This is a genomic window from Streptomyces sp. NPDC000404, assembly GCF_040300365.1.
Lineage (GTDB): Bacteria > Actinomycetota > Actinomycetes > Streptomycetales > Streptomycetaceae > Streptomyces > Streptomyces ramulosus.
Genome location: NZ_JBEPDN010000003.1, coordinates 517808 through 538914, shown reverse-complemented (window position 1 = coordinate 538914; position 21107 = coordinate 517808). Strand labels below are relative to the sequence as shown.

General features: G+C 74.5%; 14 protein-coding genes. 7 read left to right on the top strand and 7 right to left on the bottom strand.

Annotated features, from left to right (window positions below; genetic code table 11):
• Positions 1-51: 51 nt before the first annotated feature.
• Together ABT345_RS08290 and ABT345_RS08285 are read right to left on the bottom strand one after the other, a co-directional pair.
• A complete protein-coding gene (locus tag ABT345_RS08290; protein ID WP_345090751.1) occupies positions 52-1668 on the bottom strand; it encodes an L-lactate permease in 1617 nt (538 codons plus the stop codon).
• Between the two features lie 341 nt (positions 1669-2009).
• Positions 2010-2432 (bottom strand): DUF3499 domain-containing protein, encoded by a 423-nt coding sequence (locus ABT345_RS08285; RefSeq protein ID WP_345090748.1) that lies wholly within the window; start codon positions 2430-2432, stop codon positions 2010-2012.
• A gap of 341 nt (positions 2433-2773) precedes the next feature.
• Between ABT345_RS08285 and ABT345_RS08280 the strand changes: the two genes are divergently transcribed.
• Complete coding sequence (locus ABT345_RS08280; RefSeq protein ID WP_345090745.1) at positions 2774-3226, top strand: metallopeptidase family protein; 453 nt, start codon at positions 2774-2776, stop codon at positions 3224-3226.
• A 27-nt stretch (positions 3227-3253) separates the two neighbouring features.
• Here the strand turns inward: ABT345_RS08280 and ABT345_RS08275 are convergent, their stop codons facing one another.
• From ABT345_RS08275 to ABT345_RS08265, 3 genes are all read right to left on the bottom strand, one after another.
• The gene (locus ABT345_RS08275) at positions 3254-4810 is read right to left on the bottom strand and encodes a DUF5719 family protein (RefSeq protein WP_345090742.1); all 1557 of its coding nucleotides are present in this window, start codon (positions 4808-4810) and stop codon (positions 3254-3256) included.
• Complete coding sequence (locus ABT345_RS08270) at positions 4807-8637, bottom strand: glycosyltransferase (RefSeq protein WP_345090739.1); 3831 nt, start codon at positions 8635-8637, stop codon at positions 4807-4809. Before ABT345_RS08270 ends, ABT345_RS08275 begins: the two co-directional genes overlap by 4 nt.
• Before the next feature lie 372 nt (positions 8638-9009).
• Complete coding sequence (locus tag ABT345_RS08265) at positions 9010-9273, bottom strand: WhiB family transcriptional regulator (RefSeq protein WP_030282286.1); 264 nt, start codon at positions 9271-9273, stop codon at positions 9010-9012.
• Positions 9274-9964: 691 nt separating this feature from the next.
• Here ABT345_RS08265 and ABT345_RS08260 point away from each other — a divergent pair.
• The 3 genes from ABT345_RS08260 to ABT345_RS08250 are packed head-to-tail and all read left to right on the top strand — an operon-like array spanning position 9965 to position 12874.
• The gene (locus ABT345_RS08260) at positions 9965-10474 is read left to right on the top strand and encodes a cysteine dioxygenase (protein WP_345090735.1); all 510 of its coding nucleotides are present in this window, start codon (positions 9965-9967) and stop codon (positions 10472-10474) included.
• 52 nt (positions 10475-10526) lie between these two features.
• Positions 10527-11516 carry a 2-phospho-L-lactate transferase gene (cofD, locus tag ABT345_RS08255; RefSeq protein WP_345090732.1) on the top strand — a complete coding sequence of 330 codons (990 nt, stop codon included), beginning with the start codon at positions 10527-10529 and terminating at the stop codon, positions 11514-11516.
• Positions 11513-12874, top strand: a complete 1362-nt coding sequence (locus ABT345_RS08250) for a coenzyme F420-0:L-glutamate ligase (protein WP_345090729.1) — start codon at positions 11513-11515, stop codon at positions 12872-12874. Before cofD ends, ABT345_RS08250 begins: the two co-directional genes overlap by 4 nt.
• A gap of 229 nt (positions 12875-13103) precedes the next feature.
• On the opposite strand, the gene ABT345_RS08245 is transcribed toward ABT345_RS08250, so the two are convergent.
• Together ABT345_RS08245 and manB are read right to left on the bottom strand one after the other, a co-directional pair.
• The gene (locus ABT345_RS08245; RefSeq protein ID WP_345090727.1) at positions 13104-14009 is read right to left on the bottom strand and encodes a DNA-3-methyladenine glycosylase family protein; all 906 of its coding nucleotides are present in this window, start codon (positions 14007-14009) and stop codon (positions 13104-13106) included.
• Positions 14010-14216: 207 nt separating this feature from the next.
• Positions 14217-15299 (bottom strand): mannose-1-phosphate guanylyltransferase, encoded by a 1083-nt coding sequence (gene manB, locus ABT345_RS08240; protein ID WP_345090724.1) that lies wholly within the window; start codon positions 15297-15299, stop codon positions 14217-14219.
• 439 nt (positions 15300-15738) lie between these two features.
• Between manB and ABT345_RS08235 the strand changes: the two genes are divergently transcribed.
• The 3 genes from ABT345_RS08235 (at position 15739) to ABT345_RS08225 (ending at position 21089) form a co-directional block, all read left to right on the top strand.
• Entirely contained in the window at positions 15739-16503 is a 765-nt protein-coding gene (locus tag ABT345_RS08235) for a TIGR03089 family protein (RefSeq protein ID WP_345090721.1), read from the top strand.
• A gap of 950 nt (positions 16504-17453) precedes the next feature.
• Complete coding sequence (locus tag ABT345_RS08230; protein ID WP_345090719.1) at positions 17454-19193, top strand: LCP family protein; 1740 nt, start codon at positions 17454-17456, stop codon at positions 19191-19193.
• A 69-nt stretch (positions 19194-19262) separates the two neighbouring features.
• Entirely contained in the window at positions 19263-21089 is a 1827-nt protein-coding gene (locus ABT345_RS08225; RefSeq protein WP_345090716.1) for an LCP family protein, read from the top strand.
• The last annotated feature ends 18 nt before the right edge of the window (positions 21090-21107 follow it).

Genomic DNA, 21107 nt, shown 5'->3' with positions numbered 1-21107 from the left:
CGGGCGCGGCTCCCGGGGCGAGCCGGTCCGCCGCGCCCCGGCAGCGGGGTGTCAGGGCAGCGTCCAGCCCAGTACGACGGTGCTCTGGGCGACCACGATCAGGCACATGACCAGCAGCAACGCCAGGCTCCACGGCAGGACGCGGCGGAGCAGGTCGCCCTCGCGTCCGGCGAGTCCGACGGCGGCGCAGGCGATGGTGAGGTTCTGCGGGGAGATCATCTTGCCGAGGACGCCGCCGGAGCTGTTGGCGGCGGCGAGGAGGCCGGGCGGCAGCCCCGACTGGCGGGCGGCGGTGACCTGGAGGGCGCCGAAGAGCGCGTTGGCGGAGGTGTCGGAGCCGGAGACGGCGACGCCGAACCAGCCGAGCACCGGGGAGAGCAGGGCGAGTCCGGCGCCCGCGGCGGCGACGGCGTGGCCGATGGTGGTGGCCGCGCCGGAGAGGTTCATGACGTAGGCGAGCGCGAGGACGGCGGTGACGGTGAGGATCGCGCGCCGCAACTCGTGGACGGTGGCGGCCCATTCGCGGACCGCGTCTCTGGCGCGGACGCCGAGGACGGCGGCGGTCGGCACGCCGGCGAGGAGGACGAGGGTGCCGCCGGTGGCGAGGAGCGGCAGGGTGAGGACGTTGCCGCCGACCCGGGTGCCGGCCGCGTCCACGACGTCGAGGAAGGGCCAGTCGACGGCGCGGGTCGCCCCCGCCAGTGCGTCCCTGACCAGGGGGATCTGCGCCGCGGAGAAGATCACGACGATGAGGGCGTAGGGGGCGTACGCGCGCAGCACCGTGCGCCGGGGGTCGCGGCGGTCCGGCCCGGTGCTGCGGGCGCCGGTGAGGACGGCGGCGCGGACCTCCTCGGTGGCCGGGCGCCGGGCGGCGGGCAGTGCGGCGAGGGCGGCGGCGCCGGCCAGCGCGGCGCCGATGTCGGCGAGTTGGGCGGAGAGGTAGGTGGCGGCGGCGAACTGCACGGCGGCGAAGGCGAGTCCGCAGGCGAGCGCGGGCCGCCAGGTCTCGCGCAGCCCGCGCCGCCCGTCGACGAGGAACACCAGCAGCAGCGGGACGACGAGGGCGAGCAGCGGCGTCTGACGGCCCACCACGGCGGCGAGGCCGTCCAGCGGGAGCCCGGTGACCTGGGCGAGGGTGACGACCGGGGTGCCCATGGCGCCGAACGCGACGGGCGCGGTGTTGGCGACGAGCGCGACGACCGCCGCCTTCACCGGGTCGAAGCCGAGGGCGACCAGCATCACCGCGCTGATGGCGACGGGCGCGCCGAACCCGGCCAGCGCCTCCAGCAGGGCGCCGAAGCAGAAGGCGATGACCAGCGCCTGGATGCGCGGGTCGGCGGAGAGGCGGGAGAAGGAGCGGCGCAGCACGTCGAAGTGGCCGGTGCGGACCGTCATCCGGTACACCCACAGGGCGTTGACGACGATCCACAGGATCGGGAAGAGGCCGAAGACGGCGCCCTGGACGGCGGCGGAGAGCGCCTGCCCCACGGGCATGCCGTAGGCGAGGGCGGCGACGGCCAGGGCGACGGCGAGGCCGGTGAGCCCGGCGCGGTGGGCGCGCATCCGGACGGCGCCGAGCAGGACGAGAACGGTGATCAGGGGCAGCGCGGCGACGAGGGCGGAGAGCGCGAGCGAGTCGGCCACGGGAGCCAGGTGCTGGATGAACACGGGGCCTCCAGACGGGAATCCCCGGCCGCTCCACGCCGTGGGCTGTTCCACGATGCGGAATCGGATCTGGCGGGGAGTGGAGGCATGGTCGGGTCGGCTTCCCGGCCGCGTCAACCCTCCGTACGGCGGCGCCGACGCTCCGTGGGCGGCGGAAGGGGAGCGGAGCGCCGGGTGCGGCGGCGTCGACGGGCCGTACCGGTGCCGGACGTCGCGTCAGGACCCCGTCAGGCGCGTGAAGTTCGGCCCGCCGTCAGGAATCGGGCCGGGGTGTGATCCCGCGTCAGGAGTCAGGCCGGGGTGTGATCCCGCGTCAGGAACCAGGCCGAGATTGCGATCTCGCGTCAGGAGTCCGGCGACCGCAGCACCCGGAGGTGGCCGCGGCGGGCGGCGCCCGGCTGGGGCGTCTCGCGGGTTTCCGGGCGCTCGGGGGCGGCGGGGCGCTCCGGGGGACGGGCCGCCTCGCGCACCGCGTTGGCGAGTGCTTCGAGGTCGTCGCCGCTGGGGCGGGCCGGGCCGGGATCGATGGCCAGGCGGACGACTTCCCAGCCGCGGGGGGCGGTCAGGCGCTCGGAGTGCTCGGCGCACAGGTCGTAGCAGTGGGGTTCCGCGTAGGTGGCGAGCGGTCCGAGCACGGCGGTCGAATCCGCGTAGACGTACGTCAGCGTTGCGACGGCGGGGCGGCCGCACGCAGTGCGCGAACAGCGACGTACAGGGCTCACGACGTTGGACGGTACCGCACTCTTGACCGGGCCGCGACGACTCACCTTCCGCTCGCCCGACCGTGTCGTCCCGGTTCGTCCGGTGCGTCTGACCTGCACCCGCTCGCGGCGGCCTGCGCCGGACGGCACGGAAAGGGCCGCGCGGGGCCGGCGCGGACGCCGCTCGGGGGCGGCGTCGCCGGATTCCCCGGACGAGAATAAGGAGGAATGGGATATATGGGTGCGGGGAGGGGCGGAGAAGGTGAGGGTCCACGGTCAGGCGGCGGGTCGTGGGCAGGGGCGCGCCAAATGAACACAATCGTTATCGGACCGGTCATCCGCCCCCGTGTTCCCGGATGCCTCGCTCCGCCTCCCCCAAAGGGCCGCGGCGGCTACGCTCGGAGGCGATGGACACGTCCGAACCGCCCCGCCCGACGGAACCGCGCCCGCGCCGCCGTGACCGCCACGGCCGTGGCATGCGCGGCCCCATCGCCCCGCCGCAGGTCCCGCTCTCCGTCAGCCGTGCCGACGCCTTCGAGGATCTGGTCCACGATGCGCGCGACCGGCTGGAGCGGCGCTGGCCGCAGCTGTCCGGCGTCGACTTCCTCGTGCAGGAGGTGCCGCTGTTCGGCCCGGAGGACGGGGCGGAGCCGGACGACGGGACGGTGCCGCTGGGCCGGGCGGTGCCCGCCGCCGGGCCGCACCGCGACCGCGTCATCGTCTACCGCCGCCCGGTCGAGATCCGCACCAAGAGCCGCGACGAGCGGGCGCTGCTGGTCCACGAGATCGTCGTCGAGCAGGTCGCCGAACTCCTCGGGCTCGCGCCGGAGTCGGTGGACCCGCGCTACGGCCAGGACTGACCGCCGCGCGGGCCACCGGCCCCGCCGTCAGTCCGTCAGCAGCGACAGGTCCTGGCCGGCCGTCGGGACGACCACCGTGCCCCGGTCGTCCGGCAGCGTCTGCACCGTGAAGGCGGGGACGCCGCCCTGCGGCAGGGCCAGCGTGCGCGCCGCGTGGACGGGGCCGCTGCCGGCGGCGGGCTCCACCGTCAGCGCGTAGCCGCCCTTGAGGCCCTGCGGGCGCGGCGGCTCGACGGCGAGGGTGGTGCCGCCCTTGACCGTGTACGTCTTGCTGACCGGCGTGCCGCCGCCGCTGCCCGCCGAGGCGGTGACGGTGACCTTGGCGTCCTTGCCCTTCTCCGGGGCGACCAGCGACAGCGTGGCGCCCTTGGCGCGGTTGTCGGCGGCGGTGGCGCGCTGCTCGACGGGCCGGGTCGCGGGGATGAACGCCATCTCCTTGTTCGCGCCCTTGCCGCGCACCACCTGGAGCGCCGCGACGATCGGGGTGCGGGCGCCGTCGTCGGCGGGCGACAGCACCAGCGAGCCCGCCTCGCCCTGCGGCTTGAGGTCGACCGCCGTCGTCATCCCGCTCTTGACGTGCAGCGACTCCAGACCGGCCGGGGTGATCGAACCGGTCGGGGTGGCCAGCTGCACCTTCAGGTCGGCGTCGGTGTCGCCCGGCGCCAGGACGATCAGCCGGACGGCGGTGGCGTCGGCGGGGATGCCGGGCAGGACCGCGCCGGGCGCCGGGTCGGCGGCGGCCGGGAGCCAGTCGCCGCCCTGGTGGGCGTCGGTGGCCTGCACGGAGGCGCCGACGCGGCCCTCGCGGGCGGTGACGTGCAGCGCCGCGTCGGGCTGCGGGGAGGTGGTGAGGGTGGAGAGCAGCACCGGGACGGTGGTGTGCGGCGGCACCGCGATGTTCTCGCCCGCCTCGCCGCTCAGCGCGCCGTCCTTGCCGCGCAGCTCGAGGTCGACGACGGCCTGGGTGGCGTCGGGGTTGGTGAGGTGGACGTAGTCCTGCCGGTCCTTGCCGGTGCTGACGCCCGGGAACCAGAAGGTGGTGTCGGGCGCCACGCAGCTCAGACCGAGCAGTCCGCGCCCGGCGCCCGCGGCGACCGCGGTGGTCTGCTGGACGGTCCAGCCGGGCGCCAGCGCGCCGTCGGCCTCGCCGGTCAGCGCGGGCGCGTCGGAATGGTTGGTGGTGGCGGTGACGGGGGTGCCGGCGGCCGTCAGCGGCGCGATCGGCTTGCTGTCGCGCGGCGGCACGGCCTGCTGCCCGCCGGCGCCGCCACCGTCGTCCTTGCCGCCCTTCCCGTCCTTGCCCTTGCCGCCCTTGCCGCCGGTGTCCTCCTGGACCGTGCCGGCGGCGTGCAGTGCGGCGGTGCCCTTGCCCGTGGCGCCCTTGGGCGAGAACGCGGTGTACGTGGTCTCGCCGACGTCCGACGAGGTCGGGGCCGGGCAGAGCAGCGCGGAGCGTTCGACCGGCTTGCGGGCCGCGCCGGGCGCCGCCTGCGGTGCGCCCCCGGGGGCGGCGACGGCGGCGACGCCGGTGGCCGCGGCGAGCGCGACCGCCGCGGCGGTCAGGGTCATCATCGTGCGCTTCACTGCTGCTCGCTCCCGTCACGGCGCGGTCCGGCGTGCGGGCCGGGCCAGGTCGTGCCGTCGTCGTAGGGCTGCTGGGCCGGGATCTGCTGCCCGTCGTAGGACTGCTGCCCCGGGTAGGGCTGCTGCCCGTAGGCGTACGGGTCGTAGCCGCCCGCCTGCTGGGCGCCGGCCCCGTACGGATCGGCCGGGTAGCCGCCGGGCTGCTGGTAGGGGTCGGGCTGCGCGTACCCGTACGGGTGCTGCGTGCCGTCGCCGGGGTCGTGCCCGAAGTGCTGCGGGGCGGCCGCCGGGTCGGCGGTGCCGGGCCCGAACTGCTGCGGGGCCGCCGCCGGGTCGCCGGGCTGGGGGGCGTTGCCCCACGGGTCGTACTGCTGCTGCGGCACCGCGGCGTACGGGTCGTGGGCGGCCGGGTCGTACGGGGCCCCGGCCGGTTCCTGGCCGGGGGCCGGGGGCGCGGCGTCGGGGGCGGCGGTCTCCGGTGCGTCGGGTGCGTCGGGTGCGGAGGTCTCCTCGGCCCGGGCGGCGGCGCGCAGGCGGCGGGCGCGGCGGCCGTCGCCGGTCGCGGCGGTGGCCTGCGCCTCGGCGGCGGCCTCCTCCGGCAGGTCGTCGTCGATCTCCCGGCGGCGGCCCGGCAGCGCCAGGACCACCAGGACGACGGCGAGCAGGCCCTGGGCGGCCGTCCACAGGGTGTGGCCGAGCGGGTTCTCGTGGGTGAGGTCGAGGCGGCCGGCGCCGGCCGGGAGGGCGAAGCCCTGCGCCCAGCCGTCGACCGTGACCGGCTTGAGCGGCTTGCCGTCCAGCGTGGCCTGCCAGCCCGCGTCCGCGGCGTCCGCGATCCGCAGCACCCGGCCCTCGGGTCCGGCGGGCACCCGGGTGTGCGCCTCGACGGGACCGGCGGCCACCGCGACGGGCGCCGCGGCGTTCCCGGCGCGGGTGCCGTCGGCGGCGTCGCCCGCCACGATCGTCACCCGCGAGACGCGGCGGTCGACGCGCCACAGGGCGCTGCCGTCGTCCTGGCTGAGCCGGGTCAGGCCCGGCGTCGCGTCCAGGACCCGGCCCATCTCGCGCGGGGCGCCGTCGCGGACCAGGACGTAGCGGACGGCGTAGCCGCCGAGCTGGCTGGTCTGGTCGGCGCCGGAGCCGGCGACGAGGTTGGCGACGATGGTGCCCAGCCGCGTGTCGTCGCCGGCCTCGCGGGCCAGGTCGGCGTCGCCGAGGCGGGCGCCGGAGCCGCGGACCAGGCTGTAGCCGATGTGGCCGTCGCCGCCGTCGAGCACCAGGGTGCGGGCCCGGTCGGCGGTGGCGGACTCCTCGGCGACGAACGCCGGGACCTGCACCGGGTCGCGGCGCTCCAGCGGACCGGCGGCGCCGGTGATCATCCAGGTGACGGCGGCGTAGAGCGGTGCGAGCGCGGAGGCCAGCGCGATCAGCACGGCCGCCGGCTGCTTCCAGCCGAAGCCGAGGGCGATCATGCGGGTGCGGATGCCCTCCGCACCGACGGCCGCGGCGGTCAGCAGCGCCAGGCCGTAGACCAGCATCAGCGGGCCGGTCCAGCCGTGGCCGTTGCCGAGCGCGGCGAGCAGCAGGGCGGCGAAGGCGACCGCCCAGGCGGTGCGGATCGCCTTCTGGCGGGCGTCGCGCAGCGCGGCGCCGAGCGCGGCCAGGACGATGCCGAGCAGCAGCAGGCCGCCCGCGGTCTTCGGGCCGCCGGGGTTGATCGAGAGCAGGTCGAACGCGGAGGCGGAGCCCGTGCTGTACGCCAGACCGGCCTCGCGGAAGAAGTTCGCGGGGTGCGCGAGGAGCGACAGCGACCAGGGCGCGAGGACGACCAGCGGCGCCAGCGCCACGGCCGCGCACCGCAGGGCGTACCCGGTGAGCAGCGCGCGGTTGCCGTCGAGGGCGCGCAGCACCAGCAGCGCGAGGCCCAGCGCCACCGCGAGCGGCCAGACGACGGGCGTGAACGCCGTGGTGAAGGTGGTCAGCAGCGCCAGCGCCCAGGTGGCGCGCCAGCTCGGGCGGGTGCCCGGCGCCAGGCGCAGACCGGCGGCGGCGACGGCCGCGCGGGCCATGCCCGGCAGCGCGATCGCCAGCACCGCGGTGCCGAGGCGGCCGCCGGCCAGCGCGCCGGTCGCCGCGGGCAGGAACGCGTAGACGACGCTGCCCCAGGCCCGCAGCAGCCGGGAGGCGACCAGCGGGCGGGAGGCGAAGTAGGCGGAGAGTCCGGCCAGCGGGACGGAGCAGACCAGCAGCAGGGTGAGGGTGAAGCCGGTGCTGCCCAGGAAGAGGGTGGAGAGCAACGCGAGGACGGCGAGGTAGGGCGGCGCCGCGGCGGTGGAGCCGGTGCCGACCTGGTGCCAGCTGTCGAGGTAGGACGACCACAGCTCGGTCACGTGCGCGGGCGCGGGCAGCAGCGCGCCGCCGGCCAGCGAACCGGAGCCGAGCAGCTCGCGGCAGGCGATCACCGAGACCAGCAGCAGCACGGCGAAGAGGACCGGCGCCGGGCGGCGGGCGATCCGCTTGAGCCGGGCGAACTGCTCGACGTCGAGGAAGTCGGCGTCGTCCCCGCCCGGCCCGGACTCCACCGCGCCGTGCCGCCCGGACGAGGCCACGTCGGGCGCGGCGCGTCCGGTGAGGTTGCCCGCGATCTGCTCGACGGTGACCCGGACCGTGGCGCCCGGCGGCGGGAACAGCGGCCGCAGTTCGCTCGCGTCGGTGGCGGGCCGGCCCCGGCGCTTGCGGGCGGCGAGGATGCGGCCGGGCCGCAGCAGGGTGCCGAAGAGCCCGGCGAGTTCGTCGAGCGCCTGCCCCGGCACCTTGCCGACGAGATAGGCCAGGACCCGCAGCACGGTGCCGAGGAGCAGCCGGATCAGGACGTACGGGAGGAGCGCGCCACGGGTGTTGGCGAGCAGGGTGTAGACGGCACCGGCCTTGTCGACGCGGTGCGGGCTGGCGACGTTGCGGCCGACGCAGTCGACGGTGCGGCGTTCGCGGGCGGCGGCCTCGGCGTGCCGCAGCACCGCGTCGGGGGCGACGAGGACCTGATGGCCCGCCGCCTGGGCGCGCCAGCACAGGTCGACGTCGTCGCGCATCAGCGGCAGCCGCCGGTCGAAGCCGCCCAGCTCCTCGTAGACGTCGCGGCGGATGAGCATGCCGGCGCTGGAGACGGAGAGGACCGGGCGGACCTGGTCGTGCTGGCCCTGGTCCTGTTCGCGGCGGTCAAGGCCGGTCCAGCGGCGTCCGCTGCGGGCGATGGAGACGCCGACCTCCAGCAGCTGCCGGCGGTCGTACCAGCTGCGCAGCTTGGGGCCGATGACGGCGGCCGAGGGGCTGGCGTCGGCGACCCGCAGCAGTTCGGCGAGGGCGGTCGGTTCGGGCGCGCAGTCGTCGTGCAGCAGCCACAGCCACTGGACCGGTTCGCCGTGCGGCAGCTCCGGCATGTCGTACGCGTCGTCGCGCCAGGTGCGGCTGACGGGGTCCCAGCCGCTGGGGCGCCTCAGGTACGGCAGGTCGTCGGGGGTGAGGACGGGGGCGGTGCGGACCGCTTCGTCGACCGCGGTGCCGAAGCCGGAGCGGCGGGCGAGATGCAGCACCCGCTCGTCGCCGAGGGCGGCGCCGAGGAGTTGGGCGGAGTCGTCCGCGCTGCCGGTGTCGGCGCCGATGACGTTCTGCACCGGGCGTTCCTGGCCCTGCAGACCGGCGAGCGCGTCGGGCAGCCAGCGGGCACCGTCGTGGGAGACGATCACGGCGGTGACGACATGCCGTGGAAACTCTGGGGTGCCTGCGGGATCTGTGGCGGTCTGGGCCGCCGACTGGCTGTGCACGGACATCGAGGTACGGGCCCTCCGGACCCGGGAGTTCGGGGCCGGCGGCGAAGCCGCGCGGACCGGCGCCCCCGGAAGACACTGCGACGGACTACCAGGGGAAGCGTCACGCCGGGCGCCGCGAGCGGGACGGGACGTTGACGACACCCCCTAGGGACGCGCGCGCCCACTCGGGGGCGGCGGCACGTCTCGGACGGAGCCCCACACTAATGGTTCACCCGCCCGCACCCACCGGCTCCTCGCACAGCGGACCGCCCCCGGCGTGGAGTGCGCTGGAGGCGGTGGGTTCGCTATAGGGGGATATGGGGAGTTGGCGCGGTACGGCCGCGGGGCCCGCGGGGCCGCGCACCGTCCGTCCGGCGGACCTCCGTGCCGCCTTCAGACGGCGGCCTTCTTCAGCCGACGCCGCTCGCGCTCCGACAGACCGCCCCAGATTCCGAAGCGTTCGTCGTTGGCGAGGGCGTATTCGAGGCACTCGGAGCGGACTTCACAGGCGAGGCAGACCTTCTTGGCCTCGCGGGTGGAGCCGCCTTTCTCCGGGAAGAAGGACTCGGGGTCGGTCTGTGCGCACAGTGCGCGCTCCTGCCAGCCGAGCTCCTCTTCCGCCTCTTCGACCAGCAATTCTTCGAACAGCTCGGTCATGTGCGCCCCTCGTCTGCTTGACGTCCCCGTGATGCGACCGTGATCGGTGACGGCCGAACGACACGAGTGAAATTACAAGTGCGGGGATCCGGGCCAGTCAAGCCAAGATCTGCTATTGCGCCCCTTATTCACCCTGCGGAACCAAACGTACACGGAAAGTGTTCAAATCGTGAAAAACCCGGACACATCCCCTGGGGGCGCACACCCGAGGTGCGCCCCCGTACCCACAGGGACGTGACCGACGGCACTCCCGTTGCACCTCGCCCGGTGGAGCGGGAGAGATCACAGCGCGGCCTTTGGGCGCCAACGGCGTACGCGGGCGCGGCTGCCCGCCCCTTTCTCCCGCCGGACGGGGGACAAACCTTTCGCCGGACGGTCCGACCGGATGGGGTGAAGCCCCGCCGGCGCGGGCGGCGTCCGGTTGACATCGCGGACGCGAACCGTTCTCCTTGGTCGCATGCCAGCGACCTCCGCACCCCGCTCGACCCGTTGCCACGGGTCGCTGCGCGCTGCGCACGCTCGCTGTCGCTGTTCCAGCTGTTGAAGCCACTGAGCTCCAGCCCTCTCCGCCGCACCACCCCCGCAGCGCTCCGCTCCACGCGCCCGCACGGTGCCCCCACCGGGAGATCACCGCGCGCCGTCGCACCCCGTTCGCGTCATCCCCGCTCGTCCTTCGAGGAACCCGAAGCACATGAACAGCGATGTCCAGATCGCCGGTGACCTGCTCTCCGTCGCCCACCTCCTGCCGCCCGTCCCCGCGCACCCCTCCACCGTCGCCGGCTTCGCCGGACTGGCCCGCTCCCTCGCCGCCGACCGCGCCTCCTGGGAACCGCTGGTCCGCTACGACGCCACCACCCGCTGGTACCACCGGCTGCGCTCGGTCCCGTCCGCCGGGTACGAGGTGTGGCTGCTGAGCTGGCTGCCGGGGCAGGGCAGCGGCCGCCACGACCACGGGCGCTCGTCCGGCGTGCTGACCGTGCTGGAAGGGGAGCTGACGGAGCACGCGACGTCCGGCCGCGGCGAGGTGCGGCATGCGCTGCGCCCCGGTGCGCAGCGGGTCTTCGCGCCCGGATACGTCCACGAGGTCGTCAACGACGCGCTGACGCCCGCGGTCAGCCTGCACATCTACTTCCCCGGGCTGACGGAGATGGAGATGCACCCCTCGCAGCACGCCGTCGCCGCCGAGGCCGCCCCGCGCTGACGGAGCGTCGACCGGCCGCCGGCCGCGTCCGCGCGGCTGCCAGACTGGGGGCATGCGCATTGTGGTTCTGGCCGGCGGTATCGGCGGCGCCCGCTTCCTGCGGGGACTGAAGGCAGCACAGCCGGAGGCGGAGATCACCGTCATCGGCAACACCGGCGACGACATCCATCTCTTCGGACTCAAGGTCTGTCCCGACCTCGACACCGTGATGTACACCCTCGGCGGCGGCATCGACGAGGAGAAGGGCTGGGGCCGCGACGACGAATCCTTCCGGGTGAAGGAGGAGTTGGCGGCTTACGGCGTGGGGCCCGACTGGTTCGGGCTGGGCGACCGGGACGTCGCCACCCATCTCGTCCGGACCCAGATGCTGGGCGCCGGCTATCCGCTCAGCGCCGTCACGGAGGCGCTCTGCGACCGCTGGCAGCCCGGCGTCCGGCTGCTGCCGATGACCGACGACCGCGTCGAGACGCATGTCGCGATCGAGGAGGGCGGGGAGCGGCGGGCGATCCACTTCCAGGAGTACTGGGTGCGGCTGCGCGCCTCGGTGGACGCGCACGCGGTGGTGCCGGTCGGCGCCGAGCAGTCCGCTCCGGCGCCCGGCGTGCTGGAGGCGATCGCCGCGGCGGACGTCATCCTCCTCCCGCCGTCCAACCCGGTGGTGAGCGTCGGCACGATCCTCGCGGTGCCCGGCATCCGGGACGCCGTCGCGGCGGCGGACGCCCCGGTGATCGGCCTCTCCCCGATCGTCGGCGGGGCGCCGGTGCGCGGGATGGCCGACAAGGTGCTGGCCGCGGTCGGCGTCGAGGCCACCGCCGCCGCGGTCGCCCGGCACTACGGCGCGAAGGGCGGCGCGGCCACGGACGACGCGCCCGCCGGGCTGCTGGACGGCTGGCTGGTCGACGAGGTGGACGCCGCGGCGGTCGCCGACGTCGAGGCCGCGGGGATCCGCTGCCGGGCGGTGCCGCTGATGATGACGGACCTCGACGCCACCGCCGCCATGGCCCGCGCGGCGCTGACGCTCGCCGGGGAGGTGCGGGCATGAACGGCTCCACCGGGGCGGACGCCCCCGGCTACCGCGTCTGGGCGCTGCCCGGCATCCCCGAGGTACAGCCCGGCGACGATCTGGTGAAGCTGATCGCGGACGCCGCGACCGCCGACGGGTTGCCCGGGCTCGCCGACGGCGACGTCCTGCTGGTCACCTCGAAGATCGTCAGCAAGGCCGAGGGCCGGATCGTCGAGGCCACCGACCGCGAGGAGGCCATCGACCGGGAGACGGTCCGCGTGGTGGCGCGCCGCGGCACGCTGCGCATCGTGCAGAACCGGCAGGGCCTGATCATGGCCGCCGCCGGGGTCGACGCCTCCAACACCCCTTACGGGACCGTGCTGTTGCTCCCCGAGGACCCGGACGCCTCGGCCCGCGCGCTCCGCGCGGGGCTGCGCAAGGCGCTCGGCGTGGACGTCGGCATCGTCATCAGCGACACCTTCGGGCGGCCGTGGCGGTCGGGCCTGACGGATGTGGCGATCGGCGCCGCCGGCGTCCGCGTCCTGGACGATCTGCGCGGCGGCACCGACGCGTGGGGCAATCCGCTCAGCGCGACGGTGGTGGCCACCGCCGATGAACTCGCCGCCGCCGGCGACCTGGTGAAGGGCAAGGCGGCGGCGCTGCCGGTCGCGGTGGTGCGGGGGCTGCCGCACGTGCTGACCTCGGCGGGCCCGCAGGACCCGGCGGACGGCGCGGACGACGTGGGCGCGCGGGCGCTGGTGCGCAGCGGCGACGGCGACATGTTCCGGCTCGGCACGTCCGAGGCGGTGCGGGAGGCGGTGACGCTGCGGCGCACCGTCCGGGAGTTCACCGACGCCCCGGTGGACGGCGGCGCGGTGCGCCGGGCGGTCGCGGCGGCGCTGACCGCCCCGGCGCCGCACCACACCACGCCGTGGCGGTTCGTGCTGCTGGAGTCGGCGGAGAGCCGGACCCGGCTGCTGGACGCGATGCGGGACGCCTGGGCCGCCGACCTGCGGGCCGACGGGTTCTCCGAGGAGTCCGTCGCCCGCCGGCTGCGCCGCGGCGACGTCCTGCGGAACGCGCCGTACCTGGCCGTGCCGTGCCTGGTCGCGGACGGTGCGCACCGCTACCCGGACGCGCGGCGGGCGGCGGCCGAGCGGGAGATGTTCGTCGTCGCGAACGGCGCCGGTATCCAGAACTTCCTGGTCGCGCTGGCCGGGGAGCGCCTGGGCTCGGCCTGGGTGTCGTCGACGATGTTCTGCCGCGACGTGGTCCGCGAGGTCCTGGGGCTGCCCGGCGACTGGGACCCGATGGGCGCGGTCGCGATCGGCCGCCCCGCGGCCCCGCCGCGGGAACGCCCGGCACGGGACGAGGCCGATTTCATCGAGGTGCGGTGAGCGGTGCGGTGAGCGGAAGGTGAGCCGCCGGGGCGACCCGTACGGGGCCGGCTCCGGCCCGTAGGGGTGGCCAGTTCGGCCCGTACGGGAGCGGCTCCGGCCCGTAGGGGTGGTCCGTACGGCCCGTACGGGATCGATGGCTGCCCGTACGGGTCCAGCGTCGGCCCGTACGGGATCGGGCGGCGGTCCGTGGTGGACCGGGTGGGGCACGGGCGGCGCCGCCCGGTCGTCACAGGCGGGCGATGTCGCCGACGGGGAAGCGCGGGGCGCGGCGCGGCGGGACCGTGCCGGAGAGCAGGATCAGCCGGGCGGCGCGGTGCCGCTGGCCCTCGTACGGCGCGAGCAGGTCGAGCATCTCCGCGTCGGTGGTGCCGCGGCGACCGGTGAGCGCATAGCCGATGATCTTCGGCAGATGAAGATCGCCGAGGGTGAGCGCGTCCGGGGCGCCGAGGACGCGCTGGAGCGTCTCGGCGGCCGTCCACGGGCCGATGCCGGGGAGGGCGCAGAGCCTGCGGGTGGCGTCGGCGAGGTCCATCGCGGCGGCCTCCTCCAGCCGCCGGGCGGCCCGCGCCGCGCGCACGATCGTGTCGGAGCGCTTGGCGTCGATGCCCGCGCGGTGCCACTCCCAGGACGGGATCAGGGCCCAGCCGCGCGGATCGGGCATGACCCGCAGCCGGTCCCAGGGGCCGGGGGCGGGCTCGCCGTGCCGCCGGAGCAGCAGCCGCCAGGCGCGGTACGCCTCGTCGCTGGTGACCTTCTGCTCCAGGACGGAGGGGATCAGCGACTCCAGGACCAGGCCCGTACGGGCGAGCCGGACGCCGCGGTGGCGGCGGTGCGCGGCGTGGACCAGGCGGTGGCGCGGGGTGAACGCCTCCGGGGCGTCGTCGGCGCCGAGCAGTGCGGGCAGCCGCTCCAGCAGCCAGTCGGCGCCGGGCCCCCATGCCTCGGCGGCGACCGCGCCGTCGGCGGGCCGGGCCGCCAGCCGGAGGGTGCCGGGCCCTGGCGGGGTGCGGCTGGCCCGCCAGATCTCGCCGCCGCGCACCGCGAACGCGGGATCACCGGGCCCGCGCCCCAGCACGCCGAGCGTGCGGTGCAGATCGTAGGGGCCGGGCGGCACCCAGGTACGGGTGGGCATCTCGCCAGGGTAGGCGATGGGGGTGACGGCGGGGGCGGGAGTGTTCCGGGAGGCGGGCGGTAGCCGGGCGGGGCCGGGCGGCAGCCCCTACGGGTCCGCGCGCGTCCCGTACGGGACCACGCAACGTCCCGTACGGGCCCGGCCCGGCGCCCCTGCGGGACAGGGCCGACGCCCTGACGTGAGCGGGCCCGGCGCCGGGGTCGTCCCCTACTGGTCCGACGAGAACCGCACCGACCCGTCCGGCAGGTGGGCGTCGCACCAGACGCGGATGCCGTCGCGGAGTTCGTTGTCGGCGCCGATGACCGCGCCGTCGCCGATGACCGCGCCGTCCAGGACCGTACGGGCGCCGATCCGGGCGCCCGCGCCGATCAGGGAGTCGCGCACCACCGCGCCCTCCTCGATCACCGCGTCCCGCAGCACCGTGCTGCCCTCGACCCGGGCCCCGGCGCCGATCCGGCTGCCGGGACCGGCGACGGTGCCGGCGGTGAGCTTGGCGTCCGCGGCGATCTGCGCGGTGTCCAGGACCAGGCGCTCACCGCACCGGCCGGGCACCGCCGGGGACGGCGCGCGGCCCAGGACCAGGTCGGCGGAGCCGCGGACGAACGCCTGCGGGGTGCCCAGGTCGAGCCAGTAGGTGGAGTCCACCATGCCCTGGAGGTGGGCGCCGTCGGCGAGCAGCCCGGGGAAGGTCTCGCGCTCGACGGAGACCGGGCGGTCCGCCGGGATGGTGTCGATGACCGAGCGGTTGAAGACGTACGCGCCGGCGTTGATCTGGTCGGTGACGATCTCTTCCGGCGTCTGCGGCTTCTCCAGGAAGGCGGTGACGCGGCCGGAGGCGTCGGTGGGCACCAGCCCGTAGGCGCGCGGGTCGTCGACCCGTGACAGGTGCAGCGAGACATCGGCGCCGCTGGTGCGGTGGGTGTCGACGAGCGCCGGGATGTCGAGCCCGGTGAGGATGTCGCCGTTGAAGATGAGGACCGGGTCGCCGGGGGCGGAGTGCAGCCGGGAGGCGACGTTGCGGATCGCGCCGCCGGTGCCCAGCGGCTCCTCCTCCGTCACGTACTCCAGGTGCAGGCCCAGGTCGGAGCCGTCGCCGAAGTGCGGTTCGAAGACCTCGGCGAGATAGGAGGTGGCGAGGACGATGTGCTCGACACCAGCGGCGCGGGCCCGCGCCAACTGGTGGGTCAGGAACGGCACACCGGCCGCCGGCACCATCGGTTTGGGCGTATGCACCGTCAGCGGGCGCAACCTCGTGCCCTTGCCGCCGACCAGGAGGATCGCTTCAGTCACCTTGTCGTCTCTGCTTCCTGCTGGGGTCGGCCGATCGGCCGACCAGTGTAGGCAGACGGTTCCGCGGCCGGGCCCGGGGGCGGCGTACGGGGTGACGTGCGGTGTTACCGGGCGCGGCGCCCGCGGTGCGGCGGCCGGTTCGGGCACCCCCGGCGCCGCTCCCCCGCCCCGCGGCGCCCGCTCCCGGCGGGAACTCCGTCACCGGTGCCGTGTTCCCTCGGGGCTGACGCCGTGTCGGGCACCCGTAAGGGCCGGCGGCCGTCCCCTACGGGTACGGGGCGGTCCCGCAAGGGGCGGTGACGGTCCCGTAAGGGGTGACGGCCCGTCCCCCACGGGCCCGCGGCGCCACCCGTACGGGGCCTCCCCGTACCCGTAGGGGCCCGCGTCTCCAGGCCGTGCGCCCCCGGCTGTGCCCGTGCCGGTCCCGTACCCTGCGACCGTGAACGCCACCGAACGCACCCCCGCCGGCCTGCTGCGTTCCGCGCTCGCCGCGGATCCGGCCCGCCCCCTCGTGACCTTCTACGACGACGCCACCGGTGAGCGCGTGGAGCTGTCCGTCGCCACCTTCGCCAACTGGGTGGCGAAGACCGCCAACTACCTCCAGGGCGATCTGGCCGCCGGCCCCGGCGACCGGCTCGCGCTGCTGCTGCCCGCCCACTGGCAGACCGCGGTGTGGCTGGTGGCCGCCTCGTCCGTGGGCGTGCTGGCCGATGTCGACGGCGACCCGGCCGCCGCCGATGTGGTGGTCAGCGGACCGGACCGGCTGGAGACCGCCCGCGCCTGCACCGGCGAGCGGGTGGCGCTGGCCCTGCGGCCCCTGGGCGGCCGCTTCCCCGAGGCGCCCGACGGGTTCGCCGACTACGCGGTGGAGGTGCCGTCCCAGGGCGACCGCTTCGCGCCGTTCGCCCCGGTGGCCGCGGGCGATGCGGCGCTGTCCGTGGACGGCGAGGAGCTGACCGGCGCCGAGGTCGTCGACCGCGCGCTGGCCGACGCCCGCGCCGCCGGGATGCCGGCCGCGCCCCGGGTGCTGTCGAGCCTGGCGTACGACGGCTGGCCGGGCCTCTCCTACGGGCTGTACGCACCGCTGGCCACCGGCGGCTCGGTGGTGCTCTGCCGCCATGCGGAGCGGCTGGACGAGACCGCCGCGGCGGCCCGCCTCCGCAGCGAACAGGTCACCTTCCAGGCCCCGTCCGCCGCCCTCTGACCACCGCCCGGCCGGGCGCCGGGCCCGGGTCGCCGCCCACCGGGCCGGACCCCGCGGCCCCCGGCCGGGCGCCGGAGCGCACCCCGACGCGCGCCTGCGCACGCCCCCGCGCACGCCTCGGGCCGGCGCCCGCAGCCGCGAACTCCCCGCCCGGCCGGCCGACCCCGTACGCCGAAGAAGTCCTCGGATTTGTCCGCGCCCGCAAGAGGCCGGGTATCGGACCGGGTAACGGAAGTGACACGCAGCGTATGGAACACCCACACACTTCCTTGACGCTCTCGTGAAGAAAGTGCAGAGCAATGGTGTGGTGTTCAATCCGGCGCGGCACTATCCGTTCCCGATGCCGCGACGAGTTCCCGCACCACCGACAAGCCACTCGCTTCCCGCACCGGCATCCGCGAATTGGTGCGCGCCATGCGTGCCATTCCCACCGGACACATGCAGTTCATGACCGCGCCGCGTACCGGGTGCCGCTCCGACGTCCTTCGTCACCGAATGGGCACAACCCGCCGCCGACCAGCCCTTCCGCAAGCCGCTCCGGGGCCTCCCGGCGCCCTGTGCCCCGGCGTCCGGCGGCGCGGGCGGTTCCGGCAACTCCGGTCACACCTCTTCACCGAACGCCTCGGATACGGCATCCTCCGGTGAGAAGACGGCCAGTTCCCCTGCGCCGCCGACGTCTTCGCGGCCGCCCATTCCAGCAAGCCACCGCAGAACGCGGGATCTGCGAATAAAAATGCCGCAAAGGTCCTGCCAACGACTCGAATGGATTGGGCGGATTGCCCAGTTGTAGGGAAGTGGAATTTGTCACGGGCGGCGTTCCACGCTGAACTGGGCGGATAGTGTGAGTGATCCGGTCCGCAGACCAGCCGGACGAACGAACGTGAAACACAGGTCCGACCGTGCGCCCGAGGGGAGGCGCCGCGTGGCACCGACGGAGGATGCAGGGCACCGTGGACGCGCAAGGCCGTGGGCGGGCGGGGGACAACGTCGATCCCGCCGACCAGTGGGTACTCAACCCCAGCACCGGTAAGTACGAGCTGCGGCTCGATCCCGCACCCGAACCGGCAGCGCCGGATCCCGCACCCGGACGCTCCCGGCGCGCCCCCACCGCGCCGAAGGACGACACCGACACCCGTGAGCTGCCGGCGCAGCGCGACCGCCGCTCCGCCTCGGCGGCGAAGGACGCCCCGCGCCCCGGTGGCCGCGCCGCCGCCCGTAAGGCGGCGCGCGGTGGCGGCGCCGCGGCTGCCGCGTCCGGGCGCCGCAAGCTCAAGCAGAAGAAGGGCGGGAAGAAGAAGGCCCTGCTGTGGACGTCCGGGGTGCTCGGCTTCGTGCTGGTCGCGGGCGGCGGCGGGGTGTTCTACCTCTACCAGCAGCTCAACGGGAACATCGCCAAGGTCGACGTCGGCATCGAGAACGACGCGGTCTCCGACGGCCCGGTGAACATCCTCATCATCGGCACCGACGCCCGCTCCGGTAAGGGCAACGAGGGCTACGGCGACGCCGGCAGCGTCGGCCACGCGGACACCACGATCCTGATGCACGTCTCCAAGGACCGTACGAACGCGACCGCGTTGAGCATTCCGCGCGACATGGTCACCAGCATCCCGCCGTGCCCGACGAAGCAGAAGGACGGCTCGACGAAGACCATCCCCGGTGAGAGCAACGTGCGGTTCAACACCAGCCTGGGGCAGGAGGGCCGGGATCCCGGCTGCACCTGGCGGACCGTCGAGCAGCTGACGGGTCTGAAGGTCAATCACTTCATGATGGCCGACTTCAACGCCGTCAAGGAGCTGTCCGAGGCGGTCAACGGCGTGGAGGTCTGCGCCGCGAAGGACATCAACGACCCCAAGTCGCACCTGAAGTTGAAGGCCGGCCGGCACATCGTCAAGGGCGAGCAGGCGCTGGCGTTCGTCCGCACCCGGCACACCGTCGGCTTCGGCAGCGACCTCAGCCGGATCGAACTCCAGCAGCAGTTCCTCAGCTCGATGATCCGGAAGATCAAGTCGGACGCGTTCAGCAGCCCGTCCAAGCTCTACGACATCAGCCAGGCGGCGACCAAGGCGCTGACCGTCGACACCGGCATCGGCAGCGCGAAGAAGCTGGTCGAGCTGGGCAACGACCTCAAGCAGGTCGACATCGACAAAATTACCTTCGCGACTGTGCCCGTCCTGGACAACCCCCAGGACCCCGCCACCGTCATACTCGACAAGAGCAAGGCCGAACCGCTGTTCAAGATGGTTCAGGCCGATCACCAGCTCGCGAAGAAGGGCAAGGGGAAGGGGAAGAAGAAGGCACCGGTGAAGAAGGCGCCGCCGGAGCTGGTCCGCGTCGACGTCACCAACGGCGGCGGGCCGCTGGGCGCGGCGCAGGAGACCGTGGACTGGCTGCAGAACATCAAGGCCGCCAAGCTCTCCACCAACGCGGGCAACGCACCGGCGAAGCTGGCCACCACCCGCCTTGAGTACGCACCCAACCAGGCCGATCAGGCCGCCACGCTGGCGGACTGGATGGGGCTGCCGAAGAGCGCGCTCAAGGAGTCCACCGCGGACGCGGGTGACCGGGTGCCGATGAAGCTGACCCTGGGCAAGGACTTCACCGCCCCCGGAACCCCTATTGAGGCGCCGACCGAAACCCCGGACGGCGTGCAGAACGTCAATGCAGATGACAAGAGCATCTGCGCCAAGTGACCTGAACGAGCCGCGGCCGCCCCGCACAGGCGCCGAGCGCACCATTTACCGACCCGGGGAGAGGGCCCGATGCGGCAGAGCAGTGTGCGCGGTGAGCGACCGCGCCGACGCCGGTCCGGAAGCCGGCAACAGCAGCCGGAGGCAGAGAAGTTGGGCTGGGACGACAGCCTCTACGAGGACGCCGGCCCGCCGCCGGACGCCCCCGGCTGGATACCCGGCGCCGACGCCGGGTCCGCGGACGGCGCCGGCGACGGCAGGAGCGGGAAGGCCGACGCCAAGAGCGACGGCAAGAGCGACGCAACGAGCAGCACGGCCGCGGAAGGCGGCAGGGGCGGCAAAGGCGGCAAGGGGGGACGCGGCGGCCGGCGCAAAGGCGCCGACGCCGCGGCGCACGGCGGCCGGCGGCGGCGCCGCAAGGGCCGCGTCCTGCGCTGGACCGCGCTGGGCCTGGGCTTCCTGCTGGTCGGCGGCGGCGGGGCGGCGTACCTCTACTACCAGCACCTCACCGACAACATCCGTAAGGACAAGCTGGATCTCGGCGCGGGCGGGCTGCGCAAGCCGGAGCCGAACGCGTTCGGTCAGACGCCGCTGAACATCCTGCTGATCGGCTCCGACGGCCGGAACAACGACAAGAACATCGAGCTGGGCGGCGCCGCGCAGGACCGGGACCGCAAGCCGCTGGGCGATGTGCAGATGCTGCTGCACGTCTCGGCGGACCGCAGCAACATGTCGGTGATGTCGATCCCGCGCGACACCCGGGTGCCGATCCCCAAGTGCACCGACCCGGACGACGGCCACGTCTACCCGCAGACCACCGCGGCCATCAACCAGTCGCTCCAGCACGGCGGTCCGGGCTGCACCGTCGCCACCTGGAAAGAGCTGACCGGTGTCTACATCGACCACTTCATGATGGTCGACTTCGGCGGTGTGGTGGACATGGCCGACGCCATCGGCGGCGTCCCGGTCTGCGTGGACAACAACATCTACTCGCACAACCGCAGCGACGGCCACGGCAGCGGGCTGAAGCTCACCAAGGGCACCCACTCCATCAAGGGCGTCCAGGCACTCCAGTGGCTGCGGACCCGCTACGGCTTCGGGGGCAACACCGACATCGACCGGGCCAATGCCCAGCACATGTACATGAACTCGATGGTCCGTCAGCTCAAGGCGGGCACCAAGCTCACCGACCCGGGCAAGCTCCGCGACCTGGCCGAGGCCGCGACCAAGGCGCTCACCGTCGACGACGACCTGGGCACCCCCATGAAGCTCTACGACCTGGCGGGCCAGCTCCGGGAGGTGCCCACCAAGCGGATCACGATGATCACCATGCCGTGGGTGTACGGCCCCGGTCAGAAGTACGTGCTCCCGAAGCCGGGCGAGGCGGAGCAGACCTTCGCGCTGCTGCGCAACGACACCGGGCTGGACGGCAAGGACGCCGGCAAGAAGAAGAAGGCGCCGGACCCGAAGCCGTCGATGTCCAAGGACCAGCTGCACGTCACCGTCCAGAACGGCACCCAGAGCACCGTCTACGGCCCGGCCCCCGGCCGCGCCGCCGTGATGCAGCAGCATCTCGCGCAGCTCGGCTACACCGCCGCGGGTACCGACTCCACGCTGATCAGCCAGGTGGACACCACCGTCGAGTACAGCGACAAGAAGCTGCACGGCGATGCGCTGGCGCTGGCGAAGGAGCTGGGGCTGCCGAAGAGCGCGGTGCGGGAGAGCAGTTCGGCCGGCGGGCTGCGGCTGATCGTCGGCAACGACTGGCGCACCGGGACCGTCTACCCGAAGGCCGCCGGGAGCAGCGACGAATCCGGCAAGGCGCCGAAGAACGAGAGCACGCTCAACGGCGAGGACGACAAGGCCTGTATGAAGGTCAATCCGGATTACACGTTCTGACACCGCCGCGGGCGGACA